24 protein-coding genes are annotated in these 23,366 nt (G+C 33.0%); 11 read left to right on the forward strand and 13 right to left on the reverse strand.

Annotation, left to right across the window (positions count from 1 at the left end; all coding sequences use genetic code 11):
• Positions 1-2: 2 nt before the first annotated feature.
• Both BLT84_RS11175 and BLT84_RS11180 read right to left on the reverse strand, forming a co-directional pair.
• On the reverse strand, positions 3-857 hold the full coding sequence (locus tag BLT84_RS11175; RefSeq protein WP_091265712.1) for a hypothetical protein: 855 nt from the start codon (positions 855-857) through the stop codon (positions 3-5).
• Positions 835-1,815, reverse strand: coding sequence for a stage II sporulation protein M (locus BLT84_RS11180; RefSeq protein ID WP_091265714.1), 981 nt, complete (start codon positions 1,813-1,815; stop codon positions 835-837). The genes BLT84_RS11175 and BLT84_RS11180 overlap by 23 nt, the downstream gene beginning before the upstream one ends.
• 35 nt (positions 1,816-1,850) lie before the next feature.
• Between BLT84_RS11180 and BLT84_RS11185 the strand changes: the two genes are divergently transcribed.
• Positions 1,851-2,564 (forward strand): RDD family protein, encoded by a 714-nt coding sequence (locus tag BLT84_RS11185; RefSeq protein WP_034894349.1) that lies wholly within the window; start codon positions 1,851-1,853, stop codon positions 2,562-2,564.
• Positions 2,565-2,568: 4 nt separating this feature from the next.
• Here BLT84_RS11185 and BLT84_RS11190 read toward each other — a convergent pair whose 3' ends face one another.
• A complete protein-coding gene (locus tag BLT84_RS11190) occupies positions 2,569-3,309 on the reverse strand; it encodes a peptidylprolyl isomerase (protein ID WP_172822453.1) in 741 nt (246 codons plus the stop codon).
• Between BLT84_RS11190 and BLT84_RS11195 the strand changes: the two genes are divergently transcribed.
• The gene (locus tag BLT84_RS11195) at positions 3,308-3,949 is read left to right on the forward strand and encodes an NUDIX hydrolase (protein ID WP_091265716.1); all 642 of its coding nucleotides are present in this window, start codon (positions 3,308-3,310) and stop codon (positions 3,947-3,949) included. The two genes, BLT84_RS11190 and BLT84_RS11195, sit on opposite strands and share 2 nt — an antisense overlap.
• 61 nt (positions 3,950-4,010) lie before the next feature.
• Positions 4,011-4,817 carry a lysophospholipid acyltransferase family protein gene (locus tag BLT84_RS11200; protein ID WP_091265720.1) on the forward strand — a complete coding sequence of 269 codons (807 nt, stop codon included), beginning with the start codon at positions 4,011-4,013 and terminating at the stop codon, positions 4,815-4,817.
• 18 nt (positions 4,818-4,835) lie between these two features.
• On the opposite strand, the gene BLT84_RS11205 is transcribed toward BLT84_RS11200, so the two are convergent.
• Genes BLT84_RS11205 through BLT84_RS11215 form a run of 3 tightly spaced genes read right to left on the reverse strand, consistent with a single transcriptional unit; the run spans position 4,836 to position 6,445 of the window.
• A complete protein-coding gene (locus BLT84_RS11205; RefSeq protein ID WP_034891843.1) occupies positions 4,836-5,291 on the reverse strand; it encodes a hypothetical protein in 456 nt (151 codons plus the stop codon).
• A 10-nt stretch (positions 5,292-5,301) separates the two neighbouring features.
• On the reverse strand, positions 5,302-5,946 hold the full coding sequence (locus BLT84_RS11210) for a hypothetical protein (RefSeq protein WP_034891846.1): 645 nt from the start codon (positions 5,944-5,946) through the stop codon (positions 5,302-5,304).
• 4 nt (positions 5,947-5,950) lie between these two features.
• Positions 5,951-6,445, reverse strand: a complete 495-nt coding sequence (locus BLT84_RS11215) for an RNA polymerase sigma factor (RefSeq protein ID WP_034891850.1) — start codon at positions 6,443-6,445, stop codon at positions 5,951-5,953.
• A gap of 120 nt (positions 6,446-6,565) precedes the next feature.
• On the opposite strand from BLT84_RS11215, the gene BLT84_RS11220 reads away from it, so the two are divergent.
• From BLT84_RS11220 to BLT84_RS11245, 6 genes are all read left to right on the forward strand, one after another.
• Positions 6,566-7,873 carry an NAD(P)/FAD-dependent oxidoreductase gene (locus BLT84_RS11220; protein ID WP_034891853.1) on the forward strand — a complete coding sequence of 436 codons (1,308 nt, stop codon included), beginning with the start codon at positions 6,566-6,568 and terminating at the stop codon, positions 7,871-7,873.
• A gap of 275 nt (positions 7,874-8,148) precedes the next feature.
• Complete coding sequence (locus BLT84_RS11225; protein ID WP_091265723.1) at positions 8,149-10,302, forward strand: TonB-dependent receptor; 2,154 nt, start codon at positions 8,149-8,151, stop codon at positions 10,300-10,302.
• 117 nt (positions 10,303-10,419) lie between these two features.
• Positions 10,420-11,043, forward strand: a complete 624-nt coding sequence (locus BLT84_RS11230) for a hypothetical protein (protein ID WP_091265726.1) — start codon at positions 10,420-10,422, stop codon at positions 11,041-11,043.
• 15 nt (positions 11,044-11,058) lie between these two features.
• On the forward strand, positions 11,059-12,399 hold the full coding sequence (locus tag BLT84_RS11235; RefSeq protein ID WP_034891862.1) for a 2TM domain-containing protein: 1,341 nt from the start codon (positions 11,059-11,061) through the stop codon (positions 12,397-12,399).
• Positions 12,399-12,719 carry a 2TM domain-containing protein gene (locus tag BLT84_RS11240; RefSeq protein WP_091265729.1) on the forward strand — a complete coding sequence of 107 codons (321 nt, stop codon included), beginning with the start codon at positions 12,399-12,401 and terminating at the stop codon, positions 12,717-12,719. Before BLT84_RS11235 ends, BLT84_RS11240 begins: the two co-directional genes overlap by 1 nt.
• Before the next feature lie 15 nt (positions 12,720-12,734).
• Positions 12,735-13,508, forward strand: a complete 774-nt coding sequence (locus BLT84_RS11245; protein WP_091265732.1) for a LytR/AlgR family response regulator transcription factor — start codon at positions 12,735-12,737, stop codon at positions 13,506-13,508.
• A gap of 336 nt (positions 13,509-13,844) precedes the next feature.
• Here BLT84_RS11245 and BLT84_RS11250 read toward each other — a convergent pair whose 3' ends face one another.
• From BLT84_RS11250 to BLT84_RS11270, 5 genes are all read right to left on the reverse strand, one after another.
• Complete coding sequence (locus BLT84_RS11250) at positions 13,845-14,642, reverse strand: anti-sigma factor domain-containing protein (RefSeq protein WP_091265733.1); 798 nt, start codon at positions 14,640-14,642, stop codon at positions 13,845-13,847.
• A gap of 2 nt (positions 14,643-14,644) precedes the next feature.
• Positions 14,645-15,172 carry an RNA polymerase sigma factor gene (locus BLT84_RS11255; protein WP_034891874.1) on the reverse strand — a complete coding sequence of 176 codons (528 nt, stop codon included), beginning with the start codon at positions 15,170-15,172 and terminating at the stop codon, positions 14,645-14,647.
• 105 nt (positions 15,173-15,277) lie between these two features.
• Complete coding sequence (locus tag BLT84_RS11260; protein WP_034891877.1) at positions 15,278-15,859, reverse strand: superoxide dismutase family protein; 582 nt, start codon at positions 15,857-15,859, stop codon at positions 15,278-15,280.
• Between the two features lie 126 nt (positions 15,860-15,985).
• Positions 15,986-17,200 carry a bifunctional alpha/beta hydrolase/OsmC family protein gene (locus tag BLT84_RS11265; protein WP_091265736.1) on the reverse strand — a complete coding sequence of 405 codons (1,215 nt, stop codon included), beginning with the start codon at positions 17,198-17,200 and terminating at the stop codon, positions 15,986-15,988.
• Between the two features lie 10 nt (positions 17,201-17,210).
• Positions 17,211-18,122, reverse strand: coding sequence for a diacylglycerol/lipid kinase family protein (locus BLT84_RS11270; protein ID WP_091265739.1), 912 nt, complete (start codon positions 18,120-18,122; stop codon positions 17,211-17,213).
• Positions 18,123-18,187: 65 nt separating this feature from the next.
• Here BLT84_RS11270 and BLT84_RS11275 point away from each other — a divergent pair, with 65 nt between their 5' ends.
• The gene (locus BLT84_RS11275; RefSeq protein ID WP_091268207.1) at positions 18,188-19,153 is read left to right on the forward strand and encodes an App1 family protein; all 966 of its coding nucleotides are present in this window, start codon (positions 18,188-18,190) and stop codon (positions 19,151-19,153) included.
• An 80-nt stretch (positions 19,154-19,233) separates the two neighbouring features.
• Positions 19,234-21,360 carry a Tex family protein gene (locus BLT84_RS11280; protein ID WP_091265742.1) on the forward strand — a complete coding sequence of 709 codons (2,127 nt, stop codon included), beginning with the start codon at positions 19,234-19,236 and terminating at the stop codon, positions 21,358-21,360.
• A gap of 127 nt (positions 21,361-21,487) precedes the next feature.
• Here BLT84_RS11280 and BLT84_RS11285 read toward each other — a convergent pair whose 3' ends face one another.
• Together BLT84_RS11285 and BLT84_RS11290 are read right to left on the reverse strand one after the other, a co-directional pair.
• The gene (locus tag BLT84_RS11285; RefSeq protein WP_091265743.1) at positions 21,488-22,840 is read right to left on the reverse strand and encodes a M28 family metallopeptidase; all 1,353 of its coding nucleotides are present in this window, start codon (positions 22,838-22,840) and stop codon (positions 21,488-21,490) included.
• 119 nt (positions 22,841-22,959) lie between these two features.
• Positions 22,960-23,247, reverse strand: coding sequence for a YtxH domain-containing protein (locus BLT84_RS11290; RefSeq protein WP_034891890.1), 288 nt, complete (start codon positions 23,245-23,247; stop codon positions 22,960-22,962).
• Between the last annotated feature and the right edge of the window lie 119 nt (positions 23,248-23,366).

Consider the following 23,366-nt stretch of genomic DNA (forward strand, 5'->3'; position numbering starts at 1 on the left):
TGTTAGTTCCCTAAGTTATCTATGTTCTCATAAGTTCCTGTGAAATTTTTCTTTTCATTCAAACTAAAATAAATAAAGGCGATACAAATTACAGAAACGGTAGCAAGGAGATAATTTACAATAGACCCAAAAACATTAAGAATTACAAAAACCCAATCTGCCTCTGCAGTTGCCGCAGATACTTCTCCAGATTTAGTGAAGATTCCCATAACGGTGTAAATCACAGCAGGTAACTGAAAAATATAACCTATTATGTAGATCAAAATTCCAAAAACTATTAGCGTAAAGAAGGTATACCACCAATTATCTTTAATGTAGTGTAGACAGGAGGAAATAGTTTCTGTAAGACTTTCTTCATTAAAGATCATTACTGCAGTACCAATACTAAGGGGTACCATAAGATAGATTCCCGGTAATACCAGTAAAAATAATCCTGCAATTACCAAAATTGCGGAAACTATAAAGAAGAGAAAGAACTTTGCGAAGTAATTGCGATGTCCTTGTTTAATTTCCTCTTCTACTACTATACCATTATTAATGATATAAGATTTTATATAATTTAATACGGTAGCGTATAAAGATGAATAAAAAATTAATAAGGCTAGGGCAAATACCAAAAATGCTATTGAGAACTCTGCTGTTCTGCTTTGCATTAGTGTTGCAGGACTGTTACCTCCAGAAACCATATAAGAATAATAAGTAAGAGCAGCAACCAACAATAAAAATGCAGGTCCTGCAATCTTAAAAATGATCTTAAATAAGGGTTTAAAATTTTGTCTAAAAAACGAAAAGGTATCGCTTAGGATAGCTCCAAGATCTCGTTCCTTCTTAAATTCAATGTAATTTTTCTGCTGCATTAGGTTGCTGTTTTTTATATAAATAGATTGGATAATAGACGTAATAGAATAATATGGTTATTAGTGAAATAGTAATTATTAAAATTGCTAGCCAATCTGGCATCTCTGTAATTCTAGTTACAAAACCCTCAAGAAATCCTGCAATTATAAAGAATGGTATAGTACTCATAACTATCTTAAGTCCATTCTTTATACCAGCAATAAATGATGTTAATCTAGTATAAGTGCCAGGAAAAAGTATTGCTTTTCCTAAAACTAATCCTGCACATCCCGCTACAATGATAACCGAGATCTCTATGGTACCATGAATCCAAATTGTTCTCGCAGACTCCCAAAGCAACCCGTTTTGATAGAAAAAATATTGAAAGGATCCTAACATAATGGCATTTTGCATAAGCACTAAGGCCGTTCCAAGTCCGCCAATAATACCTAAAGTATAAGCCATTAGAGAGACTTTTATATTATTAATAGTAATTCCCAAGAACATATCTATCTGCCCCATTTTTTTGTAAACCGCCATAGGATCATTATTTGAAATGTTCTCCAGGGTCATATTCACATATCCATCGCCAAGGATAGCTCTTACAAAAGTTCCATCACTGGCTGCAGAAAATATTCCTACTATCACAAAGGTGCTAAATATTAGAAAGCTTAACAGTAATTGGCGTTGATGTTTATAAAAAAATAGCGGGAAATCTTTTACGTAAAAATTATAAAATGCATTTCCAGATTCTTTCTTATTGCTATATATCTTTTGGTGTGCAGAAGATGCAATTTGATTAAGATATGCAACTGTGTTACTTCCAGAATAGAAGGTTTTAGCGTAGCTAAGATCGTCTGTAATTTCAAGATATAGAGCAGAAATAATTTCAGGAGCTATTGTTTTATAATTCTGAAGCTCATTTTCAAATTTCAGCCATTTATTCTTATTTTGCTTCACGAAAGCAGCCTCACGCATAGATGGTTATTATTTCTCTCAAAGAAACGTATTTAATGGATAATTTTCAAATAGAAACAGCCCAAAATATTGGTATTCAACAAAAAATTGCAGGTATAGGAGATAGGGTGCTTGCCTTCTTGATAGATCTGTTTATTTTAGTGGTGTATGGTATTATTTCTACCATTTCCATGTCTAGTTTATTGGGAGATAGAGGAGAGACCTATATGATCTATATGGTGATAGGGCTGCCGGTATTTCTATACTTTCTTTTATGGGAGACTTTTTATAACGGTCAGACTCCGGGAAAATCTATAATGAAGATCAGGGTTGTTCAGCTAGATGGTTCCAGACCCAGATTTAGTCAATATCTCATTAGATGGTTATTACGTACTATAGATATTTCTTTAGGAAGTGGGAGTATTGCAGTGGTAAGTATATTGATGTCTGGAAAAGGACAAAGATTAGGAGATATGGCTGCGAAAACCACCGTTATTAGTGAGAAAAAAGATATTACTATAGCAGATACCTTAATTACAGATATTTCTGAAGACTACAAACCAAGATATCCACAAGTAACTATTTTAAAAGATAAAGATATTCAAGATATCAAGGCTATGTTTAGGAAAGCTCAATTTAATGGAAATCATCATATAATAGTAACTCTTTCACAAAAAATAGCAGATCTTCTAGAAGTCACGCCAGAGGAAAAGCCAATAGACTTTGTAGAGAAAATTATTAAGGATTACAATTATTTTACCCAGAAGTAAAATATCATTCTAACACTTCAACCTTGATGGTAATATTAATAAGAGGCCATTCTCCCTGTCCAACTTCTTGATTGTTTATTTCATCTACCACGTCCATACCTTTAACCACTTTTCCATACACAGTGTGCTCATTATCTAAATGATGAGCACCTCTATGATCTTGAACTATAAAAAACTCTACGGGAGAAGAGGCATCACTAACGTTTTGCTCTGCATATTTGGCAGCAGAAAATGAACCTCTGTTATGCGTATGTCTAGCACTGGTCTCACTTGGAATAAGATAGGACCCTATATTATTTCTTTTTAGAGCTGTTTCAGGATTATCTGAATTACCACCTTGTATAACAAATCCTTTTGCGACTCTATGAAAAAAGGTACCATCAAAATATCCATGTTTTGCCAAGAAGATAAAATTGGCTCTATGTAATGGAGTATCTTTAAATAGCTCCACATCAATATTTCCAAATCTAGTAATGATCCTCACCTTGGTTTCCGGGTTCTTTTTACCATAATCTGTTAGAAAAGGTATCAACTCTTCCTGAACGAGCATGGGCTTATCTCGTTTGGTTAAAATATCAATACTATCAATATCTTTATTTTTTGCTACCTCTTTTACAGGTTCTTTCTTGGTTACAGAAGTGCTTACAGGGTCTTGTGTATTAATTTTCTTTGTTTTTTGCGTATCTTCACAACTTGCCAATAAAAGGCAGAAAACGCAAAATATAATAGATAGTTGTCTGATCATGAATTTTGATGAATTTAAATATAAGATCTCAAATTTAAAGAATTTAGAACTTCCGGGAGAATCAGCGCAAATTAAATTGGCACCGGCTATGCGTGTTTCAGAATTAAAGACCTTAGATATAGCTTCCAAAAAGCCTAATAAAGCTGGAGTTATGGCTATTTTCTATCCTAATGATCGCCAAGTTACCAATTTAGTATTAATACTAAGAAAGACTTATAGAGGTGTTCACTCCAATCAGGTAGGTTTTCCGGGAGGAAGAGCAGAGGTGTTTGACAAGAATATGAAATCTACCGCCCTACGAGAAACAGAAGAAGAGGTGGGCATTCCAAGAAATGAAGTCACCGTAGTTAAAAAACTTACTAAATTATATATTCCTCCAAGTAATTTTTGGGTACATCCTTATGTAGGTTTATTAAATGCAACTCCAAAATTAATTAAACAAGAATCTGAAGTAGAAAAGATCTTAGAGATAGATATAGATGAGTTTCTAGATGAGAGAAATCTAATCTCTAAAAAATTAAGCACTTCTTACGCGAAAGATATTGATGTTCCTGCTTTCTCTCTTAATGGTCATATTGTTTGGGGCGCTACTGCCATGATGCTTAGTGAACTTAAAGAGCTCCTCATAAAATCACTTTAGATCTATTTATTATATTTGCCAATTTTAACAGAAATTAACAGTTTAATAGTTGAAGTAATTAATGGGACTATTTAAAAGAAATCCATTTGGACATATCTTATTAATAAAGAAGTGGCTAATTAGAATTTTTGGCTTGCTAACCCATAGAAGATACCGTGGGTTTAATGAACTTAAGATAGAAGGGTCTGAGATCATTAAAAATTTACCTCATAATAATGTTCTTTTCGTTTCCAATCATCAAACCTATTTCGCAGATGTGGTAGCAATGTTTCATGTATTCAATGCCAGTCTAAGTGGGAGGGTAGATTCTATTAAAAACGTTGGTTATATCTGGCAACCTAAATTAAATGTATATTATGTTGCAGCTAAAGAAACGATGCAAGCCGGACTTCTTACTAGAATTATGGCCTATGCTGGTGCTATTTCTGTAGAAAGAACGTGGCGAGCTAAGGGTCAGGAAGTACAGCGAGAAGTAAATCTTAATGATACCCAAAGTATAGGTATAGCTTTAGAAGATGGATGGGTGATTACTTTTCCTCAAGGTACAACCAAACCCTTTAAACCCATTAGAAAAGGAACGGCACATATAATAAAGCAATATAAACCTATCGTAATTCCGGTAGTGATAGATGGATTTAGAAGATCATTTGATAAAAAAGGTTTAAGAATCAAAAAGCGAGGAATTCTACAATCTTTTCAGATCAAAGAACCCTTAGATATAGATTATGATAATGAATCTGTGGAAGAGATTGTAAAAAAACTAGAGTATGCTATAGAGCAACACACCTCCTTTTTAAAGGTTATTCCAACAGAAGAATTAGATGCTATAGAGAAACTTAATGAGCAAAGAAGCTGGGAACAGTATTAATTTTTAATCCTATTACTATCATATAAATTTTTGGATCACTTTATTTTCCTGTTGAGCAATTTTATCTTTTCTAGTTCCAAGGATAACTCCAAAGATGAGTCCGAAAACTACTCCGAAAACCAGGTTAATACTATTATCTAAGGTAGCAGTAAGAAGCAGCCCAAGCGGTAATCCGAAGATAGTCATACCTAAAGTAGTATAAAGATCTCGATAGTAGTTTTTGGGTATAATACCAAGATCTGTCTTAATAATATGAAGAATGCTATGATATGTCATATCCAATAAATTTTGAATCTTTATTGAATTATCTATAGCACAGGAATTCACCTTATCTATTTGATAATTTATTTTATAACAAACCTCTTCCGGTATGTTCTTCGATTTGATTTCGGCGATCAACATCTTCAGATTAGAGATTGAAACATATAGTTCTAAATCTCTATCCTCAGATAACTCCAAGTGATGTATGTGCATAATAGAATCCCTAATTTTCTATTTCAAGTCTTTTAAGTTCCTTATAGTTTTTTTGAAGTCTGTTTAATAAGATGCCATAAAGCAGTTTGTAAAACAACCAGATGAGCCCTAAGAATACAAGCATAAAAACTACAAAACCAACAATTAATAAAAGCCATTGCGAAGTGTCAAAATCGTATAGGGACGGATTTTTGATCTCCAGATTGGCGGTATGATATTTTAATGTAAAGTATGTATAAACTAAGAATGTAAACCCGGTAGATATAAGAATGTAACCTATATAGTATTTTACCGTTTTACGAGTGTTGATGATATTCTCCATTAAGATAGCTGCACTATCTGTAGCTGTTATTTTTTTATAATTTTTATAGAATTTAAATATAAAATAAAATGTTATTACGTAACCAATTAGATACAATCCAATGGTAAACCATTTTAAATGGATCTTGTCCATCTCTTTCCAGAAGTCTTGATCTGCAAGGCAGAAATTCAATATACCCCAAAATACAAATTCTAAAACGCTAATAATAAAGATCCATCTTACAATAGAAGAAGATTTTTTCCATATCATTTTATAGAGCTGGTCATAGCTGAGTTTGGGATAATTCCCATCCTGCTTTTTCCAGTCTTTTTTTAAAAATTCTAATTCATCCATTGTTCTACGGATTTAATATTTTCTTTAGTTTAGTTTTCACTCTATTCATTTTCACTCTTGCATTCACTTCACTAATTCCTAATGTGTCTGAGATTTCTTTATAGTTTTTATCTTCTAGATATAAAAAAACCAGTGCCTTATCTATATCATTAAGTTCCTTTACAGCGTTATACATTAATTTTAATTGCTGTTCTTCTTGCGGATCATATTCCTGCGCCTGAATTCTAAAATGAACCGTATCATAATCTTGCGTTTGAATACTTCTTTTCTTCTTTCTATAAAGAGTAATTGCTGTATTAAGCGCTACTCTATACATCCAGGTGCTAAATTTAGCTTCTCCTCTAAATTTAGGGTAGGCTTTCCAAAGTTGTATGGTAATTTCCTGAAAGAGATCATTGTGTGCAGCCTGATCATTTGTATAAATACGACAGATCTTATGCACTATGTTCTGGTGCATTTCTAAGTTCGATACAAATTGATGTTCAAGTTCCTTGTCCACAGTAATTTTCTGATATCTATAGGTACAACAATCTAGTAAATTGTTACAAAAAATTATAATATATAGTTAATCCATGGCAAATCTGCTAGTTAAATATTAATTTTGAAAGAAACCAACTATATGAATATCCCAAGAACTAGTTTACCTAGGGTTGTTATTATTGGAGGAGGATTTGCAGGAATGGCTTTAGCCAAAAAGTTATTGAAAGAGGAGGTGCAATTAGTGCTTTTAGATAGAAATAACTATCATACCTTTCAGCCTTTGCTATATCAAGTATCTACCGCAGGCCTAGAACCAGATTCTATAGCATATCCTTTAAGAAAGATTATCAGAAATAGTGATAATTGCTATTTCAGGTTAACAGAGGTAAAATCCATTTCGCCAGAATCTCACACCATTCATACATCTATTGGAGAAATAATTTATGATTATTTGGTAATTGCTACTGGTTCTAAAACAAATTTCTTCGGAAATGAAAGCATAGAGAAGAATGCTATGTGGATGAAAACAGTGCCGCAAGCATTAAACATAAGAAGTTTGATCTTGGAAAATTTAGAACAGGCAGTTATAACAGATGATCCGGAAAAGAGAAAATCTCTTTTAAATTTTGTGCTAGCAGGAGCAGGACCAACAGGTGTAGAATTAAGTGGTGCTATTGCAGAACTCAAGAATAATGTAGTACCTAAAGATTATCCAGATCTAGATCCCAACGAGATGCAGATCCATCTTTTAGAAGGTTTAGGAAGGGTGTTACCTCCTATGAGTGAAACAGCCTCAGAAAAAGCAGAAAAATTCTTAAAAGAGCTAGGAGTTCAAATTCATCTAAATACTATGGTAGAAAGCTATGATGGTCATTTAGTAAAAACCAATAATGGACTAGAACTTAAAACAGAAACTTTTATTTGGTCTGCGGGAGTTACCGGAGCCCCGGTAAAAGGCTTAAATGCCTCAGCGCTGGTAGATAAGGCCAATAGATATGAGGTTAATGTTTTTAATCAAATTCTGGGGTATGAAAATATTTTCGCTATTGGAGATATTGCTTTAATGAAAAGTTCAGATTATCCAAAAGGTCATCCAATGGTTGCTCAACCCGCAATTCAGGAAGGACAGCATCTGGCTAAAAATTTAAAACATTTAATAAGAGGAGAGAAATTAGAGCCTTTTAATTATTTTGACAAAGGTACCATGGCAACCATCGGTAGAAATAAAGCAGTGGTAGATATTGGAAAATTTAAATTTGGAGGATTTTTTGCCTGGTTTATATGGATGTTCATTCATCTATGGTTTCTTATTGGTTCTAGAAATAGAATAGTAACATTCTTTAATTGGGTATATAATTATGTGAATTATGATAAGGCAGCAAGATTAATTATAAGACCATTTAAGAAGAATCGTAAAAATTTAGAGACAGATCAAAGAAAGGTTTAATAAAAACTTTTCCTTAATCTATAATAATCGCAAAGCTGAATAACAGATATTATAATATCTAAAAGCCCGTTCCATATGTGAGAGGGCTTTTTTAATCTTAAGTTCACAGAAATAATATGGGAATTGCTGATTTACTATTGGAACTCTAATTCTGAGGAGATCATATCTTAAATTGATTAATTAGCAGTTCATCTGCATAAATTGACGGTTGGGTATTAAATATTGGTTTCACCTTAATAATAGAATCAATTTTGATCTTATAAAATCAACGAATTATGAGATCTTACTTATTTATAATTTTCCTTTTTAGCTTCCAGTTATTTTATGCTCAAACTCAGATTACCGGAGTAGTGGTAGATACTAAAGGTAAACCTATATCTGGAGCCAACGTTTTTGTTGAAGGGACCTATAGTGGAGATACTTCTAAGGAAGATGGTTCATTTTCATTCTCCACCAATGCTTTAGGAGAGCAATCTTTACAGATCTCGTTCTTATCATTTCAAACAGCCAGATATTTTGCGCATGTTGGTAAAATGACCTCACTAAAGATCACTTTAAAAGAAGACCTTAATTCTTTAGATGCAGTTATTCTAAATGCCGGATCTTTTAAAGCTGGGGGTACTTCTAAAGTTTCAGTATTAAAACCATTAGATATAGTTACAACTGCAGGAAGTGCTGGAAACATCATTGCAGCGCTACAAACATTACCGGGAACTCAGGTAGCGGGAGAGAGTGGTAGGTTGTTTGTAAGAGGTGGAGAAGCAGATGAAACACAAACCTATATTGATGGCTTAAGAGTGGCTCATCCCTACGGGGCAAGTGTGCAAAATGTTCCTAGCAGGGGAAGATTTTCACCGTTTCTATTTAAAGGTATTTCTTTTCAAACTGGCGGATATAGTGCAGAATATGGAGAAGCTCTATCCGGAGTATTACTATTAGATTCAGAAGATGACGTGGAGCAAGATAGAACGGAAATCTCTCTTATGACAGTAGGATTGGGCATGGGAAATACTCAGAAATGGAAGGAGAGTTCATTAAGTATTAATACCTCCTATATAAATCTTGCACCTTATATGCTAATAGCGCCGCAAAATCTAGATTGGGTAAAGCCCTTTAGAACTATCTCCGGAGAGGCTATTTACAGACAATCTCTTAAGCGGGGTCTTTGGAAAACCTATGCAGCTTTTGATAATTCTAAATTTGAATTTAACAGAAAGAATATAGATCTGCCAATTCCAGAAAATATAAACCTGAAGAATAATAATTTTTACTTCAACACTTCTTACGTAGGTAATTTTGGAGATAGATGGGAACTCAATACAGGAATTAGTTATGGTAGAGGAAACAACTCCCTTAATTACAACTCCACTAGTATCAATAATACGGAGGATGCTATTCACCTAAAAATGAAAGTTAGTAATAGATTTTCAGATCACTTAAAAATTTCTGCAGGTTCAGATCTATTTTATACAGATTTTGAAGAGCAGATTGAAATACCAAAAAACGTATTGTTTAATTCTAAATTTCAAACAACCATAGGTGCTATTTATACGGAAGCAGACATCCTATTTAGCAAATCTCTAGCTCTTAAAGTAGGTGTTCGTGCATCTTATAATAATTTACTAAAAGAAAGTAGGGTAGCGCCTAGAGTTTCCTTTGCTTATAAGACTAGTCCCTTTTCCCAATTTTCCTTTGCCTATGGGAATTTTTCTCAAACTCCTAAAACAGATTACTTAAAATTCAATGATAAATTATCATCAGAAAATGCTTCTCACTATATTCTTAACTATCAATTCAATAAGGCAAATCGCTTGCTTAAATTAGAAGCCTATTATAAAGATTATAGAGATCTTATAAGATATACACAAGGTGAGAATTCGGAGCCAACTTTTTTGAACAATTCAGGAAATGGCTATGCTGGTGGCTTAGATATTTTTTATAGAGATGGTGCTAGTATAAAGAATTTGGAATATTGGATTTCATACTCTTACATAGATTCTAAAAGAAGATATAAGAACTTCCCAATAAAGGCTACGCCAGGTTTTATTGCAGATCATACCCTGTCTATAGTCACCAAATATTGGATTAACGATCTTAGATCTCAGGTGGGGATTACTAATTCATTTAGTTCAGGAAGACCATATAACAATCCTAACCTATCGTCTTTTATGAGCGCGAAAACCAAAGCTTATAATAATTTGAGTTTGAGTTGGGCTTATCTTTTAAGTCCGCAGAAAATTCTTTATTTCTCAGTCTCTAATGTGTTAGGGACCAAAAATATTTTTGGATATGACTATGCTTCTACTGTAGATACTAACGGAAATTTTAGAAGGCAGGAAGTGGCTCCCACAGCAGATAGATTCTTCTTTGTAGGATTCTTTTGGACCATTAGCAACGATAAAAAAGCGAACAACCTTGAAAATCTTTAACTCGCTTTAATTTTAATTACAGTTCATCCTTATAATTAAACAACTGGGTATATCTTAATTTCTCAAAGAGAACAAACCATAGATATTTGTTAAATCAAAAACCAATACTTAATAATCATGGATAAATTTATTTTAATACTAGCGGTATTTTTTACCAACTTAATCTTTTCTCAAAACAATTATGAGGAAGGAATGACTCATGCCTTAGAATTATGGGAGCAAGGAAAACCAAATGAAGCTTCAGATTTTTTTGAAAGAATTGCAGCGGCAGAAGAAAACGAGTGGCTTCCAAATTACTATGTCTCTTTAGTAAATACAACTCAGGCTTTTGAGAATTTAGGCACTAATAAGGTAAAAGATCTCATAGCTAAGGCTCAAAGCGCTTTAGATAAAGAATTAAATATTGATCCGGAGAATACAGAACTTTTAATAGTACAAGCTCTGATATATACAGCACTTATTGCTGATAATCCAATGAATAATGGGCAGAAATTAGCTCCAAAAGTCATGAGTATTTATAACAAGGCAGAGAAAATTGATCCTAAAAATCCAAGAGTGATCTTATCTAAGGCGCAGTTTGAAATGGGATCTGCAAAATATTTTGGAACAGATACTCAACCAATTTGCAATAGAATTGAGAAATCTTTAACACTTTTTGATACCTTTAAAACTCAAACAGCATTTTATCCGGAGTGGGGTAGGGAGCAAGCGGTTACAGCATTAGAAGATTGCGCTAAGTAAATATGAAATTTAAGAATGAAGAAGATATTAAAAATAGTAATAATGGTTTTGGTGATAAGCGTTCTATTGAATGTCTTGGAACTAAGTTTTAAATTTCTTGCTGGTGAGTATGTAGCATTAGATCTAACTATAATTAGTTCCTTCGGATATTACCTGCTTTATACGCTCCCGCTAACACTAATTAATTATTATTTGTTTAATTATTTAAACCATAAGATCAATTGGGAGAAGTATGACCAGCGTTATAGGTTTGTAATTGGATTTGTAGGTTCCATAAGCTTAACGCTTATAGCATTATTTCTTATTAGGACTTTCCATAAAGTAGTTCTTGAAGGGCAGACCTATTCAGAATTCTTAGCATCCCAAAATGGAACTTTTTATTTGATTTCATTAATTATAACTGTTGTAATTTCTCTATTCTTTCATGTATTTTACTTTTACAAAGCACTCCAAGAAAATAAAGTAAAAGAGCAAAAGATCATTGCAGGAACGGCTTCTGCTAAATTTGAAAGTTTAAAGAACCAAATAGACCCCCATTTTTTATTCAATAGCTTAAATGTGCTCACATCTTTAATAGAAGAAAGTCCTGATAATGCTCAAAAATTTACCACATCTCTGTCAAAGATTTATAGATATGTTTTAGAGCAAAAGGATAAAGAACTAGTGAGCATAGAGGAAGAATTATCATTTGCCATTCTCTATATGAATCTTTTAAAGATGAGGTTTGAAGATAGTATACATTATGAGATACCTAAAGAACTAAGTACTCCTAATGGTAAAGTGGTACCTCTATCACTGCAGCTATTATTAGAAAATACCATTAAGCACAATGTAGTAAGTGAGAAGAAGCCTCTTTATATTAGAATTTTTGAAGATAAGGGCTATTTGATCGTAGAAAATGATTATCAAAAAAAGGAAGTTTTAGGTGCCCGAAAGGGTGTAGGACTTCAAAATATAGCAGATAGATATTCTTTAATCACTCAGCGTGAAGTTGCTGTAGAGCAAAATTCTGAGGTGTTTAGAGTAAAATTACCAATATTAACTAAACAATTTTCAGTTATGGAAACAAATCAATCTAACAAAAGCGAAGCTTATTTTAAAGCTAAACAACGCGTAAAGGAGATAAAAGAATTCTATGGAAATCTAATTTCTTATTGTGTAGTGATCCCTTTTTTAATCTTTATAAATTATATGACCTATTGGGGCTTTCAATGGTTCTGGTTTCCATTATTTGGTTGGGGACTGGGACTTACCATTCATGGATTCTCTGTGTTTGGATATGGTTCTACCTGGGAGGAAAGAAAGATCAAAGAGATAATGGCAAAAGATGTTGAAAACAATAAAACTTGGAACTAATGAAACAGTACGATGAGCATAGTAATAATTATCAATTAGCTAAGAAACGGGTAAAACGAATAAGAGGTTTCTATATTCACCTTTTTATATATATCGTGGTGAACATATGTATTATCATTTTAGATTCCAATAGACAGTATTTTATTAATGGAAATTTTCAATTCTGGGCTTTTGGGAATATATTTTTTTGGGGAATAGGTCTATTTATTCACTGGGCTAGTGTTTTTGGACCTAATATATTTCTAACCAAGAAATGGGAAGAGAAAAAGATAGAAGAGCTCATGAAAAAGGATAGTTTCGAACAAAAAAAATGGGAATAAAAATATACTAGAGCTATGAATGCTATTATTATAGAAGATGAAAAGCCAGCAGCAAGAAGGCTCAATAGAATGTTAGATAAGCTTGAGGTTCCAATAATTGAGGTTTTACATTCTGTAGAAGATTCTATAGCTTGGTTCTCTCAGAATGACCATCCAGATCTTATATTCTTAGATATTCAACTTAGTGACGGTTTGTCTTTTGAGATTTTTGAGAATATAAAGATTAAAAGCGCAGTTATCTTCACTACTGCTTATGATGAATACGCTTTACAGGCCTTTAAGCTGAATAGTATAGATTATCTATTGAAGCCAATTGATGATGAGGAATTGGAAACAGCGGTACATAAATATCAGGATCTTCTAAAAGATCTAAATTCTAAAAATGAGGATCTTAACCTTCAATTGAATTTTGAAGATATTAAAAAGTTACTGGTAAGTCCTGAAGAAAGATCCTACAAAAAACGATTTACCGTAAAAGTGGGTCAGCACCTTAAAATGATTTCACTTGAAGATATTGAATGCATATACAGTGAAAATAAAGGTACCTATATCTATACTTCAGAAGGTAGAAATTATTTACTAGAGACTACCTTAGAAAGTTTAGAAAATGATCTTCCTCCAGACTTATTCTTTAGAGTTAATAGAAAGGTATTCGTTCAACTAGGAGCTATCAAAGATATTATTGCGTATAGCAATTCAAGATTAAAGATTATAACAAAATGCTTTAAGGAATTTGAGATCATCGTTGCTAGAGAGCGCGTAAAAGATTTTAAAAATTGGTTGGGTTAAAAATTAAAATGTTAAAAATCATCATTTTAAAAACCAAAGTCAAAAAAGTCTCGTAAGTATAACAAATGCAGAATATTAATTGTAGTAGATCATAAGGCATTTATTTTTTCTTTGGTTTGTTTTGATCCTATGGAAGATTTGTTGTTGAGTTTTGATTTTACAATGCTTTCTGAATACTACGATTAAGTATTCTTTTGATTTTTTTTGGTTGGTTATAGAAAGGTTTGTTTTGAAAAGGACAAGCCTTTCTTATTTTAATAAAATTAGATAGTTGGAAAAAAAGAAGGATATCTATAAAATAGATATCCTTCTTTTAAATTTCTGTTTCTTCTAGTTCTAAGTAGATGAGACTGTTCCTAATGTATATAACTGTTCCATTGTTGGAGTTTTACTACCTCCTGCAGGTTCTAAAGTTATTCCAAATCCTTCAGATAGATTTTCATTTGTTAATTCAAAGATCTTATTATCATCATCTTCAAATTTATCCAGCAATCCTATGCTAACAGGAGTAAGTGGTTGCATTTTTAAAGACCATACCTGGTAAACCATTCCTCTAGGAGGATTGGGAAGATCTTTAGCATCTATATAGGTTTTATTATTTTCTTCATTATAATATGCAAATGCATATGCATCTGGAGCTACTTGCTGTCCTTTAAGAGAAACTCTAATAATGTTCTTATCTCTAAGTACTGCTAATAATTGCTGAGATTTCTCCGTATTATTTCTTGCTTCTGCTATTTGAGATTCCATCTGTGCTTTCTCTACTTGCAATGCCTGAACAGAATTTTGAAGTTCATTGTTCCTATTAAATAGTACGAATAATCCAATTAAGAATAATAAACTTGCTGCCCATCCTAAATAAGGAACTAAACTAGATTTTTTTCGGGTAATTGGAATTACCTTTTCAGAACTACCAAGTTTGGTTTTAATAGAAGCTATAAGTTGCTCTGGATTATATGGTGCTGCTGCAGAAGATAGTTGCATCAAAGAGTGTTCTATTGCAGCTACCTCTTCTTCAACGGTAGGATATTCTCTAAGCTTTGCAGCTACTTCAGCACTTTCTGTCTCTGTAAGAGCACCATATACATAGAGCTCTAAAATTCCGGATTGTATGTAATCGTTAATGTCTTCCATAATTATATAACTGTAGCTCTAAGTTTATCAATACACACCCTATTTTTGGTCTTTACAGTTCCTAAAGGCATGTCTAGTTTCTCTGCAGTCTCTTTTTGTGTAAATCCTTTAAAGAATAAAAGATCTATAAGTTTTTTGCAAACAGGCTCTAAAATATCTATATATTTTTGAAGACCTATTGCATCTATCTTACTACTAAAGTTAGACTTTGCTTCTAGTATATCTACGAAATTATCCGACTTAAGGTTTAACTGTTTGTTTTTAAAATCTTTAGATCGAATCTTATCTATGGAGGCATTTCTTGCTATATTCAAGATCCAAGTAAAAAATCTACCTTTTTTCGGGTTATAGGTAGGTGCTTTTTCCCAGATCTTAAGAAACACGTCTTGAAGAATTTCTTCTGAAACCGTTTTATCTCTTGTGATGGTATAAATAATACCGAAAATACTTTCCGAATATAATTGGTAAATTCTTTCAAAGGCTCTCTCGTTTCCAGCCTGAAGTTGAGCAATTAGTTGGTCTTGTTGCATGGGTTATCCTAAAATATTTCCTTTAAAAGTATAAAAAATAATGTCATAAAACAGTAAAAGCAACCAATGGTTGCTTTTACGTTAATAATTTATAGAGGTGTAGTATTATTTAATAGTCCCACATCCAACTCTAGTTCCTGCAGCTCCAGAAGGTTGAGAAGTGAAATCATCTACACCATCATGTATTACAACAGATTTTCCAACAATGTTCTTAGCATCATCATCACATCCAATACACCACTCATCTGTAGTCATAGTAATAGTTCCATTTCCATTGGCATCAACTTTGAAGTTTCCAATATCACCTTTGTGGTATCCATTTGGAGATCCCCATTTACCATGATCTTCATGAGTTGGATTCCAATGTCCACCAGCAGAAGAACCATCTGCCGCAGAGCAATCTGCATTTTCATGAATGTGAATTGCATGCATTCCGGCAGCAAGACCATCAATAAGAGCAGTCATAGTTACTTCTCCATTTTCCTGAGTAAACACAACGTTACCAGATAATTTACTGTCACTCTTAGCTTCTAAAGTAACTTTTGCTTTCTTAACTTCTTCTTGTTTAGTTTCCTGAGACATCTCAGTTGTAGAAGAATTTTCGTCTTTAGCTTCTTTTTTGTCGTTTTTACATCCAACAATCAATAAGGAAGCACAGAATAAAAATGATAGACTAATACGTTTCATAATTTTGTTTACTTGGTTTGTTAATTTATATCTAAAGTACAGTGATTCTTAGGAAGCACCAAAGATTTAAGGATTGCTTAACAGATGTTAAAATCTATATTATCACTCCCAATTAATTTAAAATTTCTATTCTTTAATAACAGTAGTTATTACTTGGGTAGGGGTAGTGAGGGTTTTATGAACGGGACATTTATCTGCGATGAGTATAATTTTATCTAGCTGAGCTTTATCCAAGTCTCCTTTAATTATTATTTCTCTGCTAAACGTATCGATCTTAGCTGAAGTATCTTCGCAATTCTCACAATCTGTAGAATAGTCCTTTGCGTAGTTAATATGAGTTTCTACAGAATCTATTATCCAATTCTTTCTTCTTGCATACATCTGTATCGTCATTGAAGTGCATGCTGCTAGTCCGGCAGAGATATAATCGTAAGGGGAAGGTCCTAAGTTTTTACCGCCTACTTTTACGGGTTCATCTGCAATAAAACCATGATTTCCGGCTTGCATCTGAGTTGTAAATCCTTCAGCTCCTAATTTTGCAACTACTTCAAAATTGGTAGTTAATTCAATTTTTTCTGAAATCTCAATATACCTGCTAGCCCAATTTCCAATCATAGATCCTGCATAGATAGAATCTCTAGTATTGGTTAATAAATGGTCTGCTCCGTCTAGAGATATAAAACTTTTAGGATGTCTGGCGGCTAAGTAGATCTCTTCAGCATTTTTTATTTCTACAATTGCATCTTGCGGGCTATGTAAAATTAGTAGAGGTTTATCTAGATCTGGTAAAATTGTTTTTAGTTGCTTATCTTCTATATCCTCTAGAAATTGCTTCTTAATCTTAAAGGGTCTTCCACCAATATTAACTTCTGCAGATCCCTCATCATTAATTTCCTTAAGGTCATCTTTAAGTAAATGTACTAAATGATTAGCTTTAGATGGAGCAGCTATTGTGGCAACAGCTTTTACAGAAGATAATTCTTTAGCCGCAAATAAAACAGCCGCTCCACCTAGAGAATGACCAATAAGTAGACTTGGCTCTTTATATTTAAGCCTTAAAAATTCTACAGCCTGTAAAAGATCGTCTACATTACCGCTAAAATTGGAATCTTCAAAATCTCCTTCACTTTCACCTAATCCTGTAAAGTCGAATCTTAGAACTCCATAGCCTTGTTGAGTAAGCGCATTGCAGATATTTTTTACTGCAAAATAGTTCTTATTACAGGTAAAGCAGTGCGCAAACAAAGCGTAGTTGTGCGGTTCCTGATCTGATGGTAATTCTAATTTACCTTTAAGCAGATGCCCATTTTTATTTTTAAAAGTTACATTTTGAGAACTCATATTATTTTTTTTAATTGATCGAAGCTTCCTTCCTAAATTCCTTAGGAACTGCTATTAATAATTTTATAGGACTCACCTGTGCAAACACTTCTGTTACTTCACCTATAAACTCGCCATCTATTTGTAAAGCCACAGGAGTTTTGGAAGTAATTTTTACACTTGTAGTAGATACATCTTCTACAAATTCTGAGTCGAAATCTACTTCTTCACTATACAGCGATTTAAAAATTTCTATAATGTCAAGATTTTTAAATATCAAGACTTCAAATTTCCCGTCGTATATTTTACCCTTCGGATTTATATTCGCTCCTGTTCCAAATTTACTTGCATTGGCTATGGCTAATAAAATACCTTCCTTTTTATAGAATTTCTTATTGATCTCTAATTCAAAATCAAATGGATATTCAGAGTTCAGAAGGGTAGGAATACTTTGTAAGAAATATCCGAGCTTTCCATGAAGTTTGGATTTTTTGTAGTTTTTAATCAGCTCGGCATTAATACCCAGATCTGCAATATGTAAGCAAATTTTATCATTTATTAAAAGGGTATCTGTTTTTAAAAGATCGTTACTAAGTGCAATCTCTAATTGTTCTATTCTATTTGAAGGTAAATTAAGATTAACGGCAAATCCATTGGCAGAACCGGCGGGAATAATACCAATTGGCAGATGATCATGATCTTTTAATACTTCAGCTACAAGTTGAATAGTTCCATCTCCTCCAGCTACTAGAATTCTTTCTGGAGTTTCCTTATTTATAAGATCATCTATTCTTTGAATATCATCCTTACCATTGGTCTTATAGATGATAAGGTTTTTACCTCTATCTTTTAGCTCACTTTTAATAAGATCCGTTAATTCGGTTTTTTTTAGGTTTCCTGAAATAGGATTTACAATTAGTAAAATTTTATTTTTTGCACTCATGAATTGTAGATTGTGATTAAAAATAAGTATTTTGGAACGAACCTATGTTAACAAAATCTCAATTGATAAAAATAGATCTTAAGCTTTACAGAGGATATCTCAATAACAAAGAACTTGTGGTTTTTGGGCACGTTTTTAAGTCGTGGGCTCCAGATAAATACAGGATAGATAGAAGAGGGGTAAAACATGCTTTCTCTATAATACATATGTTCAATATTTCTCCAATATCAAATTTTAGGATCAAACTTAATTTTGAAGATGTTGAAGTTGAAACTAAAACACTTAATGATGGATATTTTAGATTCGCCATTCCTTTTACAAAAGAGTTAGAAAGCGGTTGGCATACTTATACCGTGAGTTGTAAATTTAATGATTTTGGTATCGTGGAGCAGGGAGAAGTTCTAAAACCATATGATAGTAAATACGGTATTATATCAGATATTGATGATACTTTTTTAATATCACACAGCAATAATTTTTTTAAAAAGCTTTATATAATGCTTCTTAAAAATATTAATAATAGAAAGGTTTTTTCAGACGTTGTGCCTCATTATAAAGCGCTAAGTTCTTATGGTCAGGAATCTGAGAATAGTTTCAATTCCTTTTTTTATGTTTCTAGCAGTGAATGGAATCTATATAGTTTTATTAACGAACTGGCAGTAATGCATGAATTGCCAAAAGCAGTGATCAAGTTAAAAAAGATCAAGACCGGAATTTCAGACTTCCTTTTTACCGGCAGAGGCAGTCACGATCATAAGTTTGAAAAAATCAAAGATATTATTTCATTTTATCCACATATTGAATATGTGTTGTTGGGAGATGATTCCCAAAAAGATCCTTATATCTATGAACGTGTTTGTAAAATCTTTCCTTTAAATATAAAAGCTGTTTATATCCGGCAAACAACAAATACTAAAAAATCTGAAGTATTAAAGATTCTAGAGAATTTGGAGGATTTGAATGTAGCTACCTGCTATTTTCAGCATAGTGAAAAAGCTATAGCACATTCTAAAAAGATAGATATTATTTAAATTTGAGAACAATAAATTTGAAGGTACATCGCTCTTAAAATTACCTTTACATCATCTTTAATATTTAAAATCATTTACTCTTGAAGTTACTCGAATATATAAAAGCGCAGATAAATGCGCCAGAGAAGTCTATTCAAAATACCCTGGATCTTATAAAAGCAGATGCAACTATACCTTTTATTGCCAGATATAGAAAGGAGCTTACCGGAAATTTAGATGAAGTTGAAATAGAAAAGATCGCTACCTTATTAAATGCTTTTCAAGAACTTGAAAAACGCAAAGAGTCTATTTTAAAGGCTATTGAAGAGCAAAATGCGCTAAGTGATGATTTGCGTTCTAAAATTAAGAACTCTAATGACTTAATAGCGCTGGAAGACCTTTACTTACCGTTTAAGAAGAAGAGAAAGACAAAGGCAGATGCGGCTAGAGAAGCTGGCTTAGAACCGTTGGCGAGGATCTTAATGGCGCAACATGATAATTCCATAGAGTCAAGTTCCAGGCGATTCTTAAGTTCTGATATTAGAACAGTAGAAGATGCTTTAGAAGGAGCTAAAAATATTGTTGCGGAATGGATTAATGAAGATCAGAATGTTAGGGCTAAAATAAGGCAACTCTATCAGCGCACGGCAGAAATAAGTGCAAAAATTATTAAGAAAGAAGCATCTTCAGAAAAAGCTCAAAAATTTAAGCAATATTTTGATTGGAATGAACCTCTAAAGCGAATTCCATCACATCGATTTTTAGCTATTCATAGAGCAGAAAAAGAAGGCATTTTAAAATTGAAGATCGAAATAGATCAAAAGGAAGCTTATAATATTATTTCCAGAATCATATTAAAAAATAGAGAGAACGCTACCACCCGGTATGTTTTCGAAGCAATTGAAGATGCATATAAAAGATTGCTAAAACCATCATTTTATACAGAATTTTTAAATGAAGCTAAAGCGAGGGCAGATGCCGAAGCTATTTCAGTATTTGCAGATAACCTCGAACAATTGTTATTAGCTCCTACTTTAAATGGTAAAAGAATTTTGGCGATAGATCCTGGGTTTAGATCTGGTTGTAAAGTGGTTTGTTTAGACGAAAATGGCATTTTACTTCACAATGAGAACATCTATCCACATCCTCCGCAAAAGGAAGTTGGTATGGCAAGTAAAAAAATTAAATCCCTAGTAAATGCGTATAATATTGATGCAATTTCCATCGGTAACGGAACGGCTTCTAGAGAAACAGAATTCTTTGTAAAGAAAATTTCTTTTGACAGGGATCTTTCGGTCTATATAGTAAACGAAGCCGGAGCATCTGTTTACTCTGCGTCAAAAATAGCAAGAGATGAATTTCCTAATTATGATATTACCGTTAGAGGTGCTGTTTCTATTGGAAGAAGATTAACAGATCCTTTGGCAGAACTGGTGAAGATAGATCCAAAATCTATTGGAGTAGGACAGTACCAGCATGAAGTAGATCAAAATCATCTAAAAAACAAGCTAGATATCGTGGTTGTAAGTTGTGTAAATAGAATAGGTGTAAATGTGAATACAGCAAGTAAGGAGTTGCTATCTTATGTTTCTGGGATTGGACCTGGCTTGGCCGATAATATTATTTCTTACAGAAAGATAAGCGGTGGTTTGAAGAATAGAAAAGAATTGCTGAAGGTACCTAGACTAGGAGCTAAAGCCTATGAGCAATCTGCAGGATTCTTAAGAATTAAAGATGGTGACTTTCCATTAGACGATTCTGCGGTGCATCCAGAAAGTTATAGTTTAGTTCAAAAGATCGCCAAAGATCAAAAGTTGAAATTAGAAGACCTAATAGGGAATAAGGAGATTCTTAAGAACGTGGACCTAGAAAAATACATCAGTAAAGATCTAGGTTTACCAACTTTAAAAGATATTTTAAAAGAATTGGAAAAACCTGGAGCAGATCCTAGAAAGGCTATAGTTAATTTTCAGTTCGATCCGAATGTGAAAACTATAGAAGACCTAAAGGTTGGTATGAAACTACCTGGATTGGTAAATAACATTACCAATTTTGGATGTTTTGTAGATATAGGCATTAAAGAAAGTGGATTGGTTCATATTTCTAATTTAGCCAACGAATTTGTAAGTGATGTTAATTCTATAGTGAAACTAGGTCAACAGGTGGAGGTAACTGTTATGGAGGTAGATGAAAGTAGAAAAAGAGTTCAGCTTTCAATGATAGCATAAAGTAGCTGTCACAAATGTTTTTGTTTGCGTCGAGCGGAACTAATTTTGTTTAAAAGTTAAACGTCATTCCGAAATAAATTCAGAATGACGTTTATAATAGCTTTGTACGGTCTTCTTAAAGTGATGTTTATCTATAAGTTCCTGAAGGAAATACAACTAAACTTTCATGCCCTTCTTTATCTACCGCGGCTACACCAAAGAAGAAGTTATCTATAACGATACCCTCCAGCGTAAATTCTGATACATCTCCAACAAATCTAGAATATTGCCAAATAGGAGAAGTTGTATCTCTCCAATAGATTTTATATCCTGCTATTTCTCCATCTACTTGCTTCCATCTTAATTTAGTAGATGGTTCTACTATTCCGCCAATTTCTACATCTTTAGGAGCAGGTGGTGCCCAGGCAATTGCTGCCATATTTATAGCATTAACGGCCGTCATCTTAGCAGCATAATCAAAATTTACACCTTCTACAACATCTCCATATTTAATTCCGTTTTCAGTGCGAATATTTTGGTGCTGTCTATTATAGTTTTCATGCGCTTCCATAATTCTAATTCCTGCATATCCAAGATCATTAAAAGATCTGTGGTGGCCACCACGTCCAAATCTATCTAATCTATAAATCAACATTGGGTTCATTTCAGGCATGTAAGTTTTTGTAGTTGTATAAACAAAACGCGCAAGTTGTCTTGAGATTCCATCTACTTCGCCACCATAAAATCTTCGCATGTTTCTTTCTCTCTCAGTTTCAGTAGGAGGCACTGGCTCAGAAAAAATTCTAAAACTTCTATTATCTATCACACCATCTACTCCTTCAATATTGCCTATCATATCATTATTAAAAACTCCTATAATATCCCAGCCTTTTTCCTTTGCATAGGCTGCCATAGATTTTCCTCCAAATAGGCCTTGCTCTTCTCCAGATAATCCTAAGTAAATAATACTATTTTCAAATTTGTATTTTGATAGAACGCGAGCTGCTTCCATTGTTCCGGCCATTCCACTTGCATTATCATTGGCACCAGGTGCATCTCCTTTATAATCCATCACATCAGAATTTCGAGAATCTATATCTCCACTCATTATGATATATCTGTTAGGGTATTTTGTCCCTTTTTGAATAGCTACAACATTAGTAATATATGCTTCCATAGGTATTCTATCACCGTCTGAAGGCTTAACCAGATCTCTCTGGTACTTAACGTCTAGGCAATTGGAACAATCTTTAGAGATATTGTCAAATTCAGATTTTATGAATCTTCTGGCTGCTCCTATCCCGCGAGTATTAGAAACGGTGTCACTAAAAGTATTTCTAGTACCAAATCCTGCTAAAGTTCTAATATCCTTTTCGATTCTTTGGGAAGAAACATTGTTTATTATATCATAGATTTTAGAATCTGTTTGTTGTGCATTGGCAGGAGCTATTGAGCTTATAAATAGAAAAGCTCCACCAATCGCAAATTGGGATAATTTCATAAGTTTTTTTGTTTTCAATTTAGTGAAAAGAATGAAGATTAGGAAAAAGAAAGATTTAGTAGTTTTAGAGCATAAAAAAACCCCGAAAAATCGGGGTTTTATAAATATTTAGTCAAAGACTAGCTAGCTTTCATTTCGTGAATTTCAGCTTTTGCTTTGTTGATTGCTTCTTCAGATTTTGAATTTGTGAATTTAGCTTTAGACTTGTCTTTCAAAGCTTCAACTTTGTGGTTTAAGTTATCAGAAAATTCATCAAATCTTCCTCTTGCACCTTTTAAGTAGTTATCACTAGTTTCAGAGATCTTTTTACGAGTATCTACACCTTTTTTAGGAGCAAATAATAATCCTAATGCTGCTCCAACTGCTGCTCCTGATACTAATCCTGTTAATAATCTTCCTGCTTTCATAATTATGTTGTTTTATTGGTTTATGTTTCAATTATGATGTAAAATTACTTATAATTACAAGTATACAACAGTTCAGATAGTTAAGTTTGATATAATTTTTATGATGATTTCCTAAGTAT

Source organism: Gillisia sp. Hel1_33_143 (genome assembly GCF_900104765.1).
Classification (GTDB): Bacteria; Bacteroidota; Bacteroidia; order Flavobacteriales; family Flavobacteriaceae; genus Gillisia.